The following is a 16,483-nucleotide window of genomic DNA, read 5'->3' as shown; positions in this document are numbered from 1 at the left end:
GGTCAGGCAACCGTCAGGGCGGACACCACCAGATCGCAGCTGCGCTGGGCGTAAGCCGTCAGCACGATGCGGATCTGCGGCAGGTCACGGGCGAGGACGGCGGCCAGCAAGCGCTCGAACAGTTCGAGGAACTCGCTCATTTCGGCCTTGCGCTGCTCCAGCGCGAGGAAGTACGCACGGCTCATGGCCGGTTGCAGGTTTTCGACGGTTTCCTGCAGGTACGGGTTGTTGGCGAACGGGTACGCGGCGCGCATCACGTTGAAGCTGTCGTCGACGAAGGTGCGGATGTCCTGACGCTCGTAGCTGGCAGTCAAGCGCTGCTGGATCTGCACGAACGGCGCCATATCAGCCTGGACCTGCCAGCCATTGGCCACTGCGTTGCCGAGCAGGATGTACAGCTCGCTCATCAACGTGCACAGGCTCTGCACCTTGTGCGCCGTCAGCTCGGTGACGTGGGCGCCGCGGCGCGGCAGGATCGCGATCAGATGACGGCGCTCGAGGATCAGCAAGGCCTCGCGGACCGAGCCGCGGCTGACGTTCAGCGCCAGCGTGACCTTCTGTTCCTGGATACGCTCTCCCGGCTTCATTTCGCCGCGAATGATCCGTTCGGCGAGGTGGTGAGCGATTTGCTCGGCGAGGCTGTCCGGCGCCTTGAACGTCATGGTTGTCCTTCAAACTCTTCGATCTGCACAAGCGGCGCAGTGTAGCGCAATGCGCGTTCATGGCGGAGTGCCCGCACAGCGGTTTTTGGCACGAATCCCGCAAAAAAGCAGTTGATCCAATGAGGGTCAATACTGAAGAGACACGTTGCAAAGCGACAAAACGGCTTTTCCTGACCTTTAAGTCAGAAAACCATTGACCGAAAAGTCAGACCTGCTAAATTCGGCTCAAGTCGCTTAACAACAATAATGAGTCTGCGAGGCCTTCCGTGATCCAGTTTTTACTCAACCAGGAACTCCGTAGCGAGCACGCCCTGGACCCGAACCTGACTGTGCTCAACTACCTGCGTGAACACGTGGGCAAATCCGGCACCAAAGAAGGCTGCGCCAGCGGTGACTGCGGCGCGTGCACGGTGGTGGTCGGCGAGTTGCAGACGGATGACGACGGCCGCGAGCACATTCGCTATCGCAGCCTCAACTCGTGCCTGACGTTCGTTTCGTCGCTGCACGGCAAACAACTCATCAGCGTCGAAGACCTCAAGCACCAGGGCGAACTGCACAGCGTGCAGAAAGCCATGGTCGAATGCCACGGTTCGCAATGCGGTTTCTGCACCCCCGGTTTCGTGATGTCGCTGTTCGCCCTGCAAAAGAACAGTGATGCACCGGATCATGCCAAGGCCCACGAAGCGCTGGCCGGCAACCTTTGCCGCTGCACCGGCTACCGGCCGATCCTGGCCGCTGCCGAGCAATCCTGCTGCGGCAAGCAGCCGGACCAGTTCGACGCCCGTGAAGCGGAAACCATAGCCCGCCTCAAAGCCATTGCCCCGACTTCGATCGGCGAACTCAACAGCGGCGACAAACGCTGCCTGGTGCCGCTGACCGTGGCTGATCTGGCCGATCTCTACGACGCGTATCCACAAGCCCGGCTGCTGGCCGGCGGCACCGATCTGGCGCTGGAAGTCACGCAGTTCCACCGCACCCTGCCGGTGATGATCTACGTCGGCAACGTCGCCGAAATGAAGCGCATCGAGCACTTCGATGACCGCATCGAAATCGGCGCCGCCACCGCCCTCTCCGACTGCTACGAAGCGTTGAACGCCGAGTACCCGGATTTCGGCGAACTGCTGCACCGCTTCGCCTCGCTGCAGATCCGCAACCAGGGCACCCTCGGCGGCAACATTGGCAACGCCTCACCGATTGGTGACTCGCCACCCCTGCTGATCGCCCTCGGCGCGCAAATCGTGCTGTGCAAGGGCGAGACCCGCCGTACGCTGAACCTGGAAGATTACTTCATCGATTACCGGGTCACCGCGCGTCAGGAAAGCGAGTTCATCGAGAAAATCATCGTCCCTCGCGCCACGACCGAGCAGCGCTTCCGCGCCTACAAAGTCTCCAAGCGTCTGGACGATGACATCTCCGCCGTCTGCGCCGCGTTCAACCTGCGCGTCGAAAACGGTGTGATCACTGACGCCCGCGTCGCCTTCGGCGGCATGGCCGCAATCCCGAAACGCGCCGCTCACTGCGAAGCCGTGCTGCTCGGCCAGCCGTTCAACAACGCCGTGGTCGAACGTGCCTGCACCGCACTGGGCGAGGATTTCACCCCGCTCTCGGACTTCCGCGCCAGCAAGGAATACCGCCTGCTCAGCGCGCAGAACCTGCTGCGCAAATACTTCATCGAACTGCAAACACCGCACATCGAGACTCGGGTGACCGCTTATGTCTAACCATCACGGCGTAGAGAAAACACAAGCTGAACTGGCTGAACTGTTCGCCAAAGACCTGACCACCGGTGTCGGCCGCAGCGTCAAGCACGATAGCGCCGCCAAGCATGTGTCCGGCGAAGCGCAGTACATCGATGACCGGCTCGAATTCCCCAACCAGTTGCACGTTTACGCACGGTTGTCGGATCGCGCCCACGCGAAAATCATCAGCATCGACACCAAACCCTGCTACGCCTTCGAAGGCGTGCGCATCGCCATCACCCACGTAGACGTGCCGGGCCTGAAAGACATCGGCCCGCTGCTGCCGGGCGATCCGCTGCTGGCCATCGATGACGTGCAGTTCGTCGGTCAACCGGTGCTGGCCGTGGCCGCGAAAGATCTGGAAACCGCACGCAAGGCCGCCATGGCCGCGATCATCGAATACGAAGATCTGGAACCGGTGCTGGACGTGGTCGAAGCCCTGCGCAAACGCCACTTCGTGCTCGACAGCCACACCCACCAGCGCGGCGATTCGGCCAATGCGTTGGCCACCGCTGAGCATCGCATTCAAGGCACGCTGCACATTGGCGGTCAGGAACACTTCTATCTGGAGACCCAGATCTCCTCGGTAATGCCGACCGAAGACGGCGGCATGATCGTCTACTGCTCGACCCAGAACCCCACCGAAGTGCAGAAACTGGTGGCTGAAGTCCTCGACGTTTCGATGAACAAAATCGTCGTCGACATGCGCCGCATGGGCGGTGGTTTCGGTGGCAAGGAGACCCAGGCTGCAAGCCCGGCGTGCCTGTGCGCCGTGGTCGCACACCTCACCGGCCAGCCGACCAAGATGCGCCTGCCACGGGTCGAAGACATGCTGATGACCGGCAAGCGTCACCCGTTCTACGTCGAGTACGACGTTGGCTTCGACAGCACCGGGCGCCTGCACGGGATTGCGATGGATCTGGCCGGTAACTGCGGCTGTTCGCCTGACCTGTCGGCCTCGATTGTCGACCGGGCGATGTTCCACTCGGACAACTCGTACTACCTCGGTGACGCCACCATCAACGGTCACCGCTGCAAGACCAACACCGCGTCGAACACTGCGTACCGTGGTTTCGGCGGCCCCCAAGGGATGGTCGCGATCGAGGAAGTGATGGACGCCATCGCCCGTCACCTCAACCTCGATCCGCTGGCCGTGCGCAAGGCCAACTACTACGGCAAGACCGAGCGTAACGTCACCCATTACTACCAGACCGTCGAGCACAACATGCTCGAGGAAATGACCGCCGAACTGGAAGAAAGCAGCCAGTACGCCGAGCGCCGCGAAGCGATCCGTCGCTACAACGCCAACAGCCCGATCCTGAAAAAAGGCCTGGCGCTGACCCCGGTGAAATTCGGCATTTCCTTTACCGCCAGCTTCCTCAACCAGGCCGGCGCCCTGGTGCACGTCTACACCGACGGCAGCATCCATTTGAACCATGGCGGCACGGAAATGGGTCAGGGTCTGAACACCAAAGTCGCGCAAGTCGTGGCCGAAGTGTTCCAGGTGGAAATGGACCGCGTGCAGATCACCGCGACCAACACCGACAAGGTGCCGAACACCTCGCCGACGGCGGCGTCCAGCGGTGCCGACCTCAACGGTAAAGCCGCGCAGAACGCGGCGGAAATCATCAAGCAGCGCCTCGTCGAGTTCGCCGCGCGGCACTACAAGGTCAGCGAAGAAGACGTGGAATTCCACAACGGCCACGTCCGTGTGCGCGACCACATCATGACCTTCGAAGCGCTGATCCAGCTGGCGTATTTCAATCAGGTGTCGTTGTCGAGCACCGGGTTCTACAAGACCCCGAAAATCTACTACGACCGCAGCCAGGCCCGTGGTCGGCCGTTCTACTACTTCGCCTTCGGCGCGGCGTGCTGCGAAGTGATCGTCGACACCCTGACCGGCGAGTACAAGATGCTGCGTACCGACATCCTGCACGACGTCGGCGCCTCGCTGAACCCGGCCATCGACATTGGCCAGGTCGAGGGCGGTTTCGTCCAAGGCATGGGCTGGCTGACCATGGAAGAACTGGTGTGGAACAACAAGGGCAAGCTGATGACCAACGGCCCGGCCAGCTACAAGATCCCGGCCGTGGCGGACATGCCGCTGGATCTGCGGGTGAAGCTGGTGGAAAACCGCAAGAACCCGGAAGACACGGTGTTCCACTCCAAGGCTGTGGGTGAGCCGCCGTTCATGCTCGGCATCGCCGCGTGGTGCGCGATCAAGGATGCGGTGGCCAGTCTGGGCGACTACAAGCACCAACCGAAGATCGACGCGCCGGCGACCCCGGAGCGGGTGTTGTGGGGTTGCGAGCAGATGCGTCAGCTCAAAGCGGTGAAGGCCGTCGAGGCTGAAACCGAGTTGGCTCCGCTCTAGGATCGAGGCGCGGCCTTCGCGAGCAGGCTCGCTCCCACATTTGGAATGCATTCCCTTGTGGGAGCGGGCTTGCTCGCGAAGAGGCCCGAACAGACAACGAAGATGTCGAGGTGAACATGTACAACTGGATCGACGCCCTCGCCGACCTGCAGAACCAGGGCGAGCCCTGCGTTCTGGTGACGATCATCGAAGAACTCGGCTCGACGCCGCGCAATGCCGGCTCGAAAATGGTCGTCAGCGCCCGCCAGATGTTCGACACCATCGGTGGCGGGCACTTGGAATACAAAGCCATGCAGATCGCCCGCGAAATGCTCGCCAGCGGCCGGCAGGACACCCATCTGGAGCGCTTCAGCCTCGGCGCCAGCCTCGGCCAGTGCTGCGGTGGCGCCACGGTGCTGTTGTTCGAACCGATGGGCCAGGTGCAGGCGCAGATCGCCGTGTTCGGCGCCGGTCATGTTGGCCGCGCACTGGTTCCCTTGCTCGCCAGCCTGCCCTGCCGGGTGCGCTGGATCGATTCCCGGGAAGAGGAATTTCCCAAACAGATTCCCCACGGCGTGCGTAAAATCGTCGCCGAAGAGCCTGTGGATGAAATCGACGACTTGCCCGCCGGCAGCTACTGCATCGTCATGACCCACAACCATCAGCTGGATCTGGAACTCACCGCCGCGATCCTCAAGCGCAACGACTTCACCTGGTTCGGCCTGATCGGCTCGAAGACCAAACGCGCCAAGTTCGAACACCGCCTGCGTGATCGCGGATTCGACGCCAGTGTCGTGCAACGCATGCGCTGCCCGATGGGCATCAGCGAAGTCAAAGGCAAATTGCCTGTGGAAATCGCCATCTCCATCGCCGGCGAGATCATCGCCACCTATAACGCCAATTTCGGCCAGCACACCGCCAGCGCCGAACCGATTGCCAAACTGCTGCCGGTTTCGCGCCGCAGTCAGGCCGCCACACTCAAAGCCTCAAACTGATTAGAGAACCCTCATGCCTCTGACTCGCAAAGCCTACCGCGCCGCCATCCTGCACAGCATCGCCGACCCTGCCGAGGTCGGCATCGAAGCCTCCTACGAGTATTTCGAGGACGGCCTGCTGGTGGTCGATGGCGGCAAGATCAGCGCCCTCGGCCACGCCAGCGAACTGCTGCCGACCCTGCCGGCGGACATCGAGATCACGCATCACAAGGATGCACTGATCACCCCGGGTTTCATCGACACCCACATCCACCTGCCGCAGACCGGCATGGTCGGCGCCTACGGCGAGCAATTGCTCGACTGGCTGAACACCTACACCTTCCCGTGCGAAAGCCAGTTCGGCGACAAGGCCCACGCCGATGAAGTGGCGGACATTTTCATCAAGGAACTGCTGCGCAACGGCACCACCACCGCGCTGGTGTTCGGCAGCGTGCACCCGCAGTCGGTGAACTCGTTCTTCGAAGCGGCCGAGAAGCTCGACCTGCGGATGATCGCCGGCAAGGTGATGATGGACCGCAACGCACCCGACTACCTGACCGACACCGCTGAATCCAGCTACGTCGACAGTAAGGCGCTGATCGAGCGCTGGCACGGCAAGGGTCGTCTGCACTATGCGGTCACCCCACGCTTCGCCCCGACCAGCACCCCGGAACAACTGACCCTAGCCGGTCAGTTGCTGACGGAATACCCGGATCTGTACATGCAGACCCACATCAGCGAGAACCTCAAGGAAATCGAGTGGGTCAAGGAGCTGTTCCCGGAGCGCAAGGGCTACCTCGACGTCTACGATCACTACCAGTTGCTCGGCGAGCGTTCGGTGTTCGCCCACGGCGTGCACCTGTGCGACGACGAATGCGCGCGCCTGGCGGAAACCGGCTCGGCGATCTCGTTCTGCCCGACCTCGAACTTCTTCCTCGGCAGCGGCCTGTTCAACCTGCCGATGGCCGAGAAGCACAAACTGAACGTCGGCCTCGGCACTGACGTGGGCGGCGGCACCAGTTTCTCGCTGCTGCAGACCCTGAACGAAGCCTACAAAGTGATGCAACTGCAAGGTGCGCGCCTGAGCCCGTTCAAGTCGCTGTACCTCGCCACCCTCGGCGGCGCGCGGGCACTGCGCCTGGAAGACAAGATCGGCAACCTGCAACCGGGCTCCGATGCCGACTTCCTGGTGCTGGATTACAACGCCACGCCGCTGCTGAGCTACCGCCTGAAACAGTCCAACAACATTGCCGAAACGTTGTTCGTGCTGATGACCCTGGGCGATGACCGCACCGTGGCCCAGACCTATGCGGCGGGTGCGCTGGTGCATCAACGCTGAGTTTTCCCAAGGCATAAAAAATCCCCCGGTACTTTTCAGTCCGGGGGATTTTTATTGCCTGTCAGAAAGCTATCGCGAGCAAGCTCGCTCCCACATTTGCAACGCATTCCCTTGTGGGAGCGAGCCTGCTCGCGATGGGCGCGACACGGTGTCAACTCAGAGCTTGGCCGCAGGCCGCCCCGGCTTTTTGGTCTGCAACAGATGCGAGAACACCGCATGCAGATCGTCGGACGCGCTTTCCTCGTCGAGGTTGAGCTTGCTGTCGATGTGATCCATGTGATGCATCATCAGGTCCACCGCCAGCTCGCCGTTGCGCGCTTCGATGGCGTCGATCAACTGGGTGTGTTCGTCGTAGGAGCAGTGCGAGCGGTTGCCGCTTTCATATTGGGCGATGATCAGCGAAGTCTGCGAAACCAGGCTGCGCTGGAAGCTGATCAGCGGAGCGTTCTTCGCCGCTTCGGCCAGTTTCAGGTGGAATTCGCCGGAGAGACGGATGCCGGCACCGCGATCGCCACGAGAGAAGCTGTCACGTTCGTCGTTGACCATCTGGCGCAATTCGGCGATCTGCTCGGCCGTTGCGTGCTGCACCGCCAGTTCAGTGATCGCGCGCTCCACCAGACGGCGAGCGAGGAACACCTGACGCGCCTCTTCGACGCTCGGGCTCGCCACCACCGCGCCACGGTTCGGCCGCAACAGCACCACGCCTTCATGGGCCAGACGCGAGAGCGCGCGGCGAATGATGGTGCGGCTGACCCCGAAAATTTCCCCCAGCGCTTCTTCGCTCAACTTTGTACCGGGCGCCAGGCGCTGTTCGAGGATCGCCTCGAAGATATGCGCATAGACAATATCGTCCTGGGTTCCGCTGCGGCCGGCTTTGCCTGCTCGCGGTTGTTTCTTGAGGGGTTGCAACTGTTCGTTCATGGGCACTCGAGTCGGGAAGAGCGGCGGCGAATTGACCGTGACTGTAATACGGCACAGTGGGTCGCTGGCAAGTATCGCGTAAAAAACAGCGCGATTGTACACAATGGAAGGTGGCAACACGACTGTACGGCTATTTGTGACTTCGGCTGTATTGCAACGCATCGTTACGTTTGAGTTTAGGCTTAAACCCGAAATCCGTGGCTTGAACAAGGAACGCCGCTGTCATGAACGAAATCACCCACACCCGACTGCGTCCCTTTGCGGATACATCGCCCTCCGCCATCGTCGCCGGATTCATCGCGATGATGACCGGTTACACCAGTTCGCTGGTGCTGATGTTCCAGGCCGGGCAAGCCGCGGGCCTGACCAGCGGGCAGATTTCCTCGTGGATCTGGGCAATTTCCATCGGCATGGCGGTGTGTTCGATCGGCCTGTCGCTGCGCTATCGCACACCGATCACCATTGCCTGGTCAACACCGGGCGCGGCGCTGCTGATCACCAGCCTTGGCGGCGTCACCTACGGCGAAGCGATTGGCGCCTATATCACTTGTGCGCTGCTGGTAACCATTTGCGGCCTGACCGGCAGCTTCGAACGGCTGGTGAAAAAGATCCCGGCCTCTCTGGCGGCCGCGTTGCTGGCGGGGATTCTGTTCAAGATCGGCAGCGAAATCTTCGTCGCCGCGCAGCACCGCACCGGCCTGGTACTGGGGATGTTCTTCACCTATCTGCTGGTCAAACGCCTGACGCCGCGTTATGCGGTGCTGGCCGCGCTGCTGATCGGCACCGCGCTGTCGGGCTTCATGGGGCTGCTGGATTTCAGCGGTTTTCACCTGGAAGTGGCAACACCGGTCTGGACCACGCCGCATTTTTCTCTCGCGGCAACCATCAGCATCGGCATTCCGTTGTTTGTCGTAGCGATGACTTCGCAGAACATGCCCGGCGTCGCCGTGTTGCGCGCCGACGGCTACAACGTTCCTGCCTCGCCGTTGATCACCACCACCGGCATTGCCTCGCTGTTGCTGGCGCCGTTCGGTTCCCATGGCATCAACCTCGCAGCGATCAGCGCCGCGATCTGCACCGGCCCCCACGCCCACGAGGATCGCAATAAACGCTACACCGCAGCGGTGTGGTGTGGGATTTTCTACGGGATTGCCGGGGTGTTCGGCGCCACGCTGGCGGCGCTGTTTGCCGCGCTACCCAAGGAACTGGTGCTGTCGATTGCCGCGCTGGCGCTGTTTGGTTCGATCATCAATGGCTTGAGCATTGCCATGACCGAGGTGAAGGAACGGGAAGCGGCGCTGATCACCTTCATGGTCACGGCGTCGGGGCTGACGCTGTTTTCCATCGGTTCGGCGTTCTGGGGGATTGTTGCGGGGGTGCTGACCTTGCTGATCCTCAACTGGCGCAAGGCATGACTCGTTAAAAAGCAGGCATAAAAAAACGGCGACCCGAGGGTCGCCATTTTTTTCAGTATCACTTGGCCGCGTTGATCGGCTTTTCCGGATACCAGACGTCCAGCAGCGGGCTGATTTCAGTGGTGGTCAGCTCGGAGCGGGTTTTCAGCCAGGCTTCGACAGCAGCGCGCTGCTCTTCGGAGACAGAGCCACGCTTCTGCAGGCAAACCAGACCGAAGTCTTCGCCGCCGACATAGCCCAGACCGTTGGCTTCCATGGCTTCTTTGATGAATGCTTCGAGGAAAGCGTCAATGGCTTCTTCGGACAGGTCTTCTTTGAAGCCCAGGTTCAGTTCGAAACCCAGCTCTTGAAATTCATCGACGCACAGTTTTTTGCGCAGACGCTGGGAACGGTTAGTCGCCATTGGAACAATCCTCTTAAGTAATAACGGCCGGCACTTTACCAGTTTAAGGCGGCGATTGCCCGCCTATCCGGGACGTGCGTACGACCGCCCGTAAAAAAATAACCGATTGGGCCCCTTGGGAAAGGCACAAGCTGTTACACCTTGGGGCATAATGCCGACACTTTCATGACCACTGAGGGCCTTTTCATCCATGTCCTCGTCTTTTTCCCCTCGGCTGTAGGGTTTTATTTCATATGATCAAATCGTTGCGTCCTCTGCTCCTGGCCGGCCTTCTTCTTCCCCTGGCCCTGCCCGTCTCCGCTGCCACCATCAACACGTCCCTGACCCCCAACGTCGAAAAAGCCCTCAAGGCCAGCAAGCTGCAGCCTACTGCCCTGTCGCTGGTGATGGTGCCGCTGGACGGCCCGGGCACACCGACCGTGTACAACGCCGATGTGTCGGTCAACCCGGCCTCGACCATGAAACTGGTCACCACCTACGCGGCGCTGGAAATGCTCGGCCCCAACCACCAGTGGAAAACCGAGTTCTACACCGACGGCGACCTGAGCGGCGGCATTCTCAACGGCAACCTCTACCTCAAGGGTGGCGGCGATCCGAAGCTGAACATGGAAAAACTCTGGCTGCTGATGCGCGACCTGCGCGCCAACGGCGTGACCCAGATCACCGGCGACCTGGTGCTGGACCGCAGCTTCTTCATTCAGCCGCAACTGCCTGAGTTCAACGATGACGGCAATGACGAGAACAAGCCGTTCCTGGTCAAGCCGGACTCGTTGCTGGTGAACCTCAAGGCCCTGCGCTTCGTGGCCCGCAATGACGGCGGCCGGGTACTGATTTCAGTAGAACCACCGATTGCCAGCATCAAGATCGAGAACACCGTCAAGGCGCTCAACTCCAAGCAGTGCACCGGCGGCGTGCGCTACAACCCGGTGACGCAGGCTGATGGCAGCGTGACCGTGACCGTTGCCGGTCAACTGGGTGAAGGCTGCAGCTCGCAGACTTACCTGTCGCTGCTCGACCACGCGACCTACACCGCCGGCGCCGTGCGGGCGATCTGGAAGGAACTGGGCGGCAGCATCCAGGGCAAGGACCGTCTGGCCCCGACGCCGAGCAACGCCAAGGTGCTGGCCCGCGCCTTCTCGCCGGACCTGGCGGAAATCATCCGCGACATCAACAAATACAGTAACAACACCATGGCCCAGCAGCTGTTCCTGAGCCTTGGCCAGAAATTCCGCAACGAAGCCGACGGCGATGACGCCAAGGCCGGGCAGCGCGTGGTCCGCCAGTGGCTGGCGAGAAAAGGCATCACCGCGCCGCACCTGGTGATGGAGAACGGTTCCGGCCTGTCCCGTGCCGAGCGGGTCAGCGCCCGGGAAATGGCCGCGATGCTGCAAGCCGCGTGGCACAGCCCTTACGCGGCCGAGTACATCAGCTCGCTGCCGATCGCCGGCATGGACGGCACCATGCGTAAACGCCTGAAGACCACCGCGATGCGTGGCGAAGCCCACGTCAAGACCGGCACCCTGAACACCGTGCGCGCCATCGCCGGTTTCAGCCGCGACGTGAACGGCAACACCTGGGCCGTGGTGGCGATCCTCAACGACAAGGCACCGTTCGGCGCGTCGTCGGTGCTGGATCAGGTGCTGCTGGATCTCTACAAACAGCCGCGAGCGCCGCAGACCGCTTCGGTTCTGTAAGCACACCAGAAAACACTGTGGGAGCGACGGTGCGACGACTCGACTTGCTCGCGAAGGCGTCCAGTCAGTCGATAAAGATGTCGACTTTGCTGGCCCCTTCGCGAGCAAGCTCGCTCCCACAAGTGTTCACCGGCAAACCGGATCAGTGCATCTGCCGCTCGACCCGATCCCGCCCGCCCTGCTTCGCCGCGTAAACTCCCGAATCCGCCCGCAACAACAGCGAGTCGGCGCCCTCCCCCGGCCGCCAGCTGGCAATCCCGAAACTCGCGGTCACCACACCGACCACATCCACCGGCGCCCCGCGCAGGCCTTGCCACAACTCCACGGCCAGCATGTACGCGTGATCGCCGTCGATGTCCGGGCACAGCACCATGAACTCCTCGCCGCCCAGGCGACAGAACACGTCAGTCCGCCGCAACCGGTGGCCGATGCGCTCGCACACCGCCTGCAACACCCGGTCACCGACCGCGTGGCCGTACTGATCGTTGATCCGTTTGAAGTGGTCGATGTCGAGCATGATCACCGATAACTCACCGCCCCCGCGCTCGACCCGGGCCATTTCGGTGGTCAGGCGTTCCTGGAAATAGCGTCGGTTGTGAATGCCGGTCAGCGCATCCGTTACCGATAGTGCGCGCAACTCTTCTTCCACTCGCTTCAGGTCGGAGATGTCCGAAATGTAGCCATGCCACAGCACGCCACCGCCCGGCAATTCCTCGGGCGTCGCTTCGCCGCGTACCCAGCGCAGGCCGCGCTCGGGCAATTGCACGCGGTACTCCTCGCGCCACGGACTGAGGTTGTCCGCCGAGGCACGGATCGACTTGCGCACACGGCTGACGTCCTGTGGATGAATCCGGGTGAAGATTGATTCGGCATTGAGCAGCAGCACGTCGGGTTCCAGCTCGTAGATCTCGCGGATGCCGTCGCTGGCGTAGATCACGCTGAAGCGCCCGTCGAACTCCATCTTGAACTGATAGATGCCGCCGGGAACGTGGGCACTGAGTTTCTTCAGCAGCACGTCCCGCGCCGCCAGCGCTTCGTGTACGCGCTTGCGCTCGGTGATGTCGATGCAAATCGCCAGGTGCCCGACCCACAGCCCCTGCTCGTCCAGCACCGGGGTGGCCAGCATGTTCACCGGCAGATGGCTGCCGTCCTTGCGCACCAGCGTCCATTCGCGCGCCTCATGCCCGCCGACTTCGCCGCCCTCCACCAGCATCGCCTGGCAGGTCGGGATGGCCTTGCCATAGCGGGCGCTCAGCTCCGCCGCTCGGGTAATCAGCTCACGGGGGAAATGCAGGTTTTCCAGGGTCATGTGGCCAACCACTTCAACGCTGTGGTAACCGAGCATCTGCTCCGCGCCAGGGTTGAAGGTGTTGATCACGCCGCGCAGGTCGGTAGCGATGATCGCCACTTGAGTCGCCGCGTTGAGCACCCCGCGCAACTGGCCATGGGTGCCCCGCAGTTCCTGCTCGCGCTCATGCAGTTCCTGAGTGCGCAACTCGACCATGCGCAAGGCTCGCTGACGCTGACTGACCAGCACATACAGCAGCGCACTGAGCAACAGGCTGAGCAGACCTCCGAGAATCACCACGCTGCCAACCGACGAATGGTTGGCTTGCAAAAAGGCTTCGCTGGGCGAGATATCGACCTGATAGTCATGGTCGGCCATGCGTACCAGTCGCGTGGTCGACAGATCGCTGGGCGCCGGATCATTGGTCGACTCGAACAGCACCTCGTGCTGATCATTGGTCGACAGGTCGAGGATGCGCACCGATAGGTAATCATGCAGGGCGTCCGGCAGCCCGTCGGCGAGCAACTGGCGCATGCTGATCACCGCCATCACATAACCGAAGGACTTGGGCTCACCCTCGCGCCGCACCGGCGCCACCAGCAGCACGCCTCGCGCATAGGCCGGTTCGATACTGACCAGATGCATCGGCTGCGACACCGCCAGGCCGCCGAGCTGGTCGGCACGCTCCAGGGTCGAACGACGCAGCGGCTGGGCCAGCAAGTCGTAGCCCAGTGGGGAACCCAGGCGGCTCTGGGTCTGGCTGTACACCACCACGACGTATTCATCCCGGGCGGCGGCCAGTTGCAGCTCACCGCGGGTATTGAGTTCGCGCACGCTGAAGGTGGTAATGCCTTCATCTCGCACCCGCTGCTCGAACGCGGCGCGCTCGGCACCGCTCACCCGCAAGGCGAACGAATAGGCCTGGGTGCGCAGTAATAAAGGTTGGGTGTAGCCATCGAATTCGGCGCGGGACACCGATTCGGAGTTGGCGAAGAACCGGCGCAGGCCGTCGAGACGTTGTTCCTGATCCTGAAAGCGTTCTTCAATACGGCTGTAACGCTCATTGGCCAACAGTTGAAAACGCTGGCGCAACTGGCTGTGAAACTGATTGAGGGTGGCCCAGGCCAGCAGCCCCGTGAGAATCCCGCCGGCGAGCAATACCAGCAGCGCGACCAGCCAGGCCGAGACTTCTTCGCTGATAAAACCCAGGATCTTGGGGCGCACGGGGTGCAACGACATATGGGCCACTCACTACGCCAGTACTTACGGGATAACCCCATTGGCCGTGAGTGAGTTATAGCTATTAGCCATTAATTTGGCTAGCTCTGATCGGATCCAAGAACCTTTAAAATCAAGGCTCTGTGGATCCAATTATGCAGAGCGTCAACGAGCCGTGATTTTCCAGGCGCGGTGGATCTTGCCGTTACGGGCGAAATCCGGATCGATGGTGCTGGCGGTGATTTCCTCGACCGCATAACGCTCGGCCAGGTTGTCTTCCAGCTGGAACTTGCGGAAGTTGTTGGAGAAGTACAACACCCCGCCTGCTGCCAGACGCGCCATGGCCAGGTCGATCAATTGCACCTGGTCACGCTGCACGTCAAAGATCCCTTCCATGCGCTTGGAGTTGGAGAAGGTCGGCGGGTCGATGAAGATCAGGTCGTACTCTTCCCGGCTGTTTTCCAGCCACGCCATCACATCGCCCTGCTCCAGACGGTTCTTGTCGGAGAAACCGTTGAGCGACAGGTTGCGGCGCGCCCAGTCGAGGTAGGTTTTCGACAGGTCGACGCTGGTGGTACTGCGCGCGCCGCCCTTGGCTGCGTGCACACTCGCGGTCGCGGTGTAGCAGAACAGGTTGAGGAAGCGCTTGCCGGCCGCCTCTTTCTGGATCCGCATGCGCATCGGCCGGTGATCGAGGAACAGCCCGGTGTCGAGGTAGTCGGTGAGGTTCACCAGCAACTTCACGCCGCCTTCAGTGACCTCGTTGAACTTGCCCTGGGCCGCCTGACGCTCGTACTGCTTGGTGCCGCTCTGACGCTCGCGGCGCTTGACCACCACGCGGCTCTTGTCGATGTTCAGTGCCTGCGGGATGGCCGCCAGCGCATCGAACATGCGGATCGAGGCTTTTTCCGGGTCGATCGACTTCGGCGCGGCATATTCCTGAACGTGCACCCAGTCGTGATACAGGTCGATGGCCATGGCGTATTCCGGCATGTCCGCATCGTAGACACGGTAGCAGTCGATACCTTCGCGCTTGACCCACTTGCCCATGGCCTTGAGGTTCTTCTGCAGACGGTTGGCAAACATCTGCCCGCCTTCGCTCAGGCGTGGCTGCTCGATCACCGGAGCCGGGGCCGGCGTCGGTTTGATCGGGTTACCGTTCTTGTTGTACTTGCGCTCTTGCGGCTCGTCCGGCGCCTGATCGTAGGCAGCCTGCTCGCGCTCGGCCTGACGTTGCTCTGGAGTACGACGCTCGCCGGTGACGAACTGATCCGGCAACACTTTGATCAACAGCAGCTTGCACGGCAGCGCGCCGTTCCAGAACGAATACTGTTTGTGGCTACGGATGCCCATGCGCTTGCCCAGGTCCGGCGCGCCGGTGAACACCGCCGCTTCCCAGTTCAGGCAGGCCTGACGCAGACGCTCGCCAAGGTTCTGGTAGAGGTACAACAGGCTGGCTTCGTCACCCAGACGCTCGCCGTACGGCGGGTTGCAGATCACCAGACCTTTCTGGTTCTGGTCCGGACGCGGTTCGAAGGTCGCGACTTCGCCCTGATAGATCTTGATCCATTCGCTCAGGCCGGCGCGCTCGACGTTGTTGCGGCCCGGCTGGATCAGCCGTGGGTCGGCTTCATAACCACGGATCCACAGCGGTGGCTTGGCCAGACCGGCAGCAGCACGCTCGACCGCTTCTTCATGCAACTTCTTCCACAGCGCCGGTACGTGACCGAGCCAGGCGGTGAAGCCCCACTGCTCGCGACGCAGGTTCGGAGCCATATCGGCGGCGATCATGCCGGCTTCGACCAGGAACGTGCCGACACCGCACATCGGGTCAGCCAGCGCGCCACCTTCGGCGGCAATGCGCGGCCAGCCGGAACGGATCAGGATCGCGGCTGCCAGGTTTTCCTTCAGCGGCGCAGCACCCTGCTGCAAGCGGTAGCCGCGCTGGTGCAGGCTGTGGCCGGAGAGGTCGAGGGACAGAATCGCTTCACCGCGATCCAGACGCAGGTGAATGCGCAGGTCCGGGTTGAGCTTGTCGATGCTCGGGCGGTCGCCCTGCGGAGTGCGCAGTTTGTCGACGATGGCGTCCTTGACCTTCAAGGCGCCGAAATGGGTATTGTCGATGCCCGAACCGTGGCCGCTGAATTCAACAGCCAGGGTGCCGTCGGCCAGCATGTGATCCTGCCAGTCGACGTCGAGTACGCCGTGGTACAGGTCTTCGGCGTCTTTCATCGGGAAGCGCTTGAGCACCAGCAACACGCGGTTGGCCAGACGCGACCAGAGGCACAGGCGATAAGCGGTTTCCATGGTCGCCATGCCACGCACGGCGGAGGTGTGCTCGCGGGCGTCTTCAAGGCCAAGCCCGACGGCTTCCTCGATGAGCAGGCCTTCAAGGCCTTTGGGGCAAGTGAGGAAGAGTTCGAAACGGTCGGACATGGTTTTTCCAGAGCCTTTGGCTAATGAACCGGCAACGCATT

General features: G+C 61.8%; 11 protein-coding genes. 6 read left to right on the top strand and 5 right to left on the bottom strand.

Annotated features, from left to right (window positions below; genetic code table 11):
• Positions 1 to 2 precede the first annotated feature (2 nt).
• Positions 3 to 662 (bottom strand): GntR family transcriptional regulator, encoded by a 660-nt coding sequence (locus tag DLD99_RS09840; RefSeq protein ID WP_065259722.1) that lies wholly within the window; start codon positions 660 to 662, stop codon positions 3 to 5.
• 266 nt (positions 663 to 928) lie between these two features.
• Here DLD99_RS09840 and xdhA point away from each other — a divergent pair, with 266 nt between their 5' ends.
• The 4 genes from xdhA (at position 929) to guaD (ending at position 7,067) form a co-directional block, all read left to right on the top strand.
• A complete protein-coding gene (xdhA, locus tag DLD99_RS09835) occupies positions 929 to 2,383 on the top strand; it encodes a xanthine dehydrogenase small subunit (protein ID WP_114882042.1) in 1,455 nt (484 codons plus the stop codon).
• Positions 2,376 to 4,775 (top strand): xanthine dehydrogenase molybdopterin binding subunit, encoded by a 2,400-nt coding sequence (gene xdhB / locus DLD99_RS09830; protein WP_114882041.1) that lies wholly within the window; start codon positions 2,376 to 2,378, stop codon positions 4,773 to 4,775. Before xdhA ends, xdhB begins: the two co-directional genes overlap by 8 nt.
• A gap of 116 nt (positions 4,776 to 4,891) precedes the next feature.
• On the top strand, positions 4,892 to 5,749 hold the full coding sequence (gene xdhC, locus DLD99_RS09825; RefSeq protein WP_114882040.1) for a xanthine dehydrogenase accessory protein XdhC: 858 nt from the start codon (positions 4,892 to 4,894) through the stop codon (positions 5,747 to 5,749).
• A 13-nt stretch (positions 5,750 to 5,762) separates the two neighbouring features.
• Positions 5,763 to 7,067, top strand: coding sequence for a guanine deaminase (gene guaD / locus DLD99_RS09820; RefSeq protein WP_085711918.1), 1,305 nt, complete (start codon positions 5,763 to 5,765; stop codon positions 7,065 to 7,067).
• A gap of 156 nt (positions 7,068 to 7,223) precedes the next feature.
• Here guaD and DLD99_RS09815 read toward each other — a convergent pair whose 3' ends face one another.
• Positions 7,224 to 7,988, bottom strand: a complete 765-nt coding sequence (locus DLD99_RS09815) for a GntR family transcriptional regulator (RefSeq protein ID WP_064378756.1) — start codon at positions 7,986 to 7,988, stop codon at positions 7,224 to 7,226.
• 224 nt (positions 7,989 to 8,212) lie between these two features.
• Between DLD99_RS09815 and DLD99_RS09810 the strand changes: the two genes are divergently transcribed.
• The gene (locus DLD99_RS09810) at positions 8,213 to 9,403 is read left to right on the top strand and encodes a benzoate/H(+) symporter BenE family transporter (RefSeq protein WP_114882039.1); all 1,191 of its coding nucleotides are present in this window, start codon (positions 8,213 to 8,215) and stop codon (positions 9,401 to 9,403) included.
• A 58-nt stretch (positions 9,404 to 9,461) separates the two neighbouring features.
• Here the strand turns inward: DLD99_RS09810 and DLD99_RS09805 are convergent, their stop codons facing one another.
• Positions 9,462 to 9,806 (bottom strand): YggL family protein, encoded by a 345-nt coding sequence (locus DLD99_RS09805; protein WP_085711916.1) that lies wholly within the window; start codon positions 9,804 to 9,806, stop codon positions 9,462 to 9,464.
• Between the two features lie 233 nt (positions 9,807 to 10,039).
• Between DLD99_RS09805 and dacB the strand changes: the two genes are divergently transcribed.
• Positions 10,040 to 11,500 carry a D-alanyl-D-alanine carboxypeptidase/D-alanyl-D-alanine endopeptidase gene (gene dacB, locus DLD99_RS09800; protein ID WP_114882038.1) on the top strand — a complete coding sequence of 487 codons (1,461 nt, stop codon included), beginning with the start codon at positions 10,040 to 10,042 and terminating at the stop codon, positions 11,498 to 11,500.
• Between the two features lie 142 nt (positions 11,501 to 11,642).
• Here dacB and DLD99_RS09795 read toward each other — a convergent pair whose 3' ends face one another.
• Positions 11,643 to 14,027 (bottom strand): sensor domain-containing diguanylate cyclase, encoded by a 2,385-nt coding sequence (locus tag DLD99_RS09795; protein WP_114882037.1) that lies wholly within the window; start codon positions 14,025 to 14,027, stop codon positions 11,643 to 11,645.
• Between the two features lie 144 nt (positions 14,028 to 14,171).
• Positions 14,172 to 16,442 carry a bifunctional 23S rRNA (guanine(2069)-N(7))-methyltransferase RlmK/23S rRNA (guanine(2445)-N(2))-methyltransferase RlmL gene (rlmKL, locus tag DLD99_RS09790; protein ID WP_114882036.1) on the bottom strand — a complete coding sequence of 757 codons (2,271 nt, stop codon included), beginning with the start codon at positions 16,440 to 16,442 and terminating at the stop codon, positions 14,172 to 14,174.
• Between the last annotated feature and the right edge of the window lie 41 nt (positions 16,443 to 16,483).

Origin of the sequence: Pseudomonas kribbensis (assembly GCF_003352185.1) — a bacterium.
GTDB lineage: Bacteria > Pseudomonadota > Gammaproteobacteria > Pseudomonadales > Pseudomonadaceae > Aquipseudomonas > Aquipseudomonas kribbensis.
The sequence above is the reverse complement of the archived record's forward strand: the minus strand, read 5'-3'. Positions and strand labels throughout refer to the sequence as shown.

What these genes read in the sequence shown, in the direction of transcription:
- DLD99_RS09810 (WP_114882039.1), top strand. Translation starts at nt 8,213, where the DNA reads ATGAACGAAATCACCCACACCCGACTGCGTCCCTTTGCGGATACATCG.
- guaD (WP_085711918.1), top strand. Translation starts at nt 5,763, where the DNA reads ATGCCTCTGACTCGCAAAGCCTACCGCGCCGCCATCCTGCACAGCATC.
- xdhC (WP_114882040.1), top strand. Translation starts at nt 4,892, where the DNA reads ATGTACAACTGGATCGACGCCCTCGCCGACCTGCAGAACCAGGGCGAG.
- DLD99_RS09805 (WP_085711916.1), bottom strand. Translation starts at nt 9,806, where the DNA reads ATGGCGACTAACCGTTCCCAGCGTCTGCGCAAAAAACTGTGCGTCGAT.
- DLD99_RS09815 (WP_064378756.1), bottom strand. Translation starts at nt 7,988, where the DNA reads ATGAACGAACAGTTGCAACCCCTCAAGAAACAACCGCGAGCAGGCAAA.
- DLD99_RS09795 (WP_114882037.1), bottom strand. Translation starts at nt 14,027, where the DNA reads ATGTCGTTGCACCCCGTGCGCCCCAAGATCCTGGGTTTTATCAGCGAA.
- rlmKL (WP_114882036.1), bottom strand. Translation starts at nt 16,442, where the DNA reads ATGTCCGACCGTTTCGAACTCTTCCTCACTTGCCCCAAAGGCCTTGAA.
- xdhB (WP_114882041.1), top strand. Translation starts at nt 2,376, where the DNA reads ATGTCTAACCATCACGGCGTAGAGAAAACACAAGCTGAACTGGCTGAA.
- DLD99_RS09840 (WP_065259722.1), bottom strand. Translation starts at nt 662, where the DNA reads ATGACGTTCAAGGCGCCGGACAGCCTCGCCGAGCAAATCGCTCACCAC.
- dacB (WP_114882038.1), top strand. Translation starts at nt 10,040, where the DNA reads ATGATCAAATCGTTGCGTCCTCTGCTCCTGGCCGGCCTTCTTCTTCCC.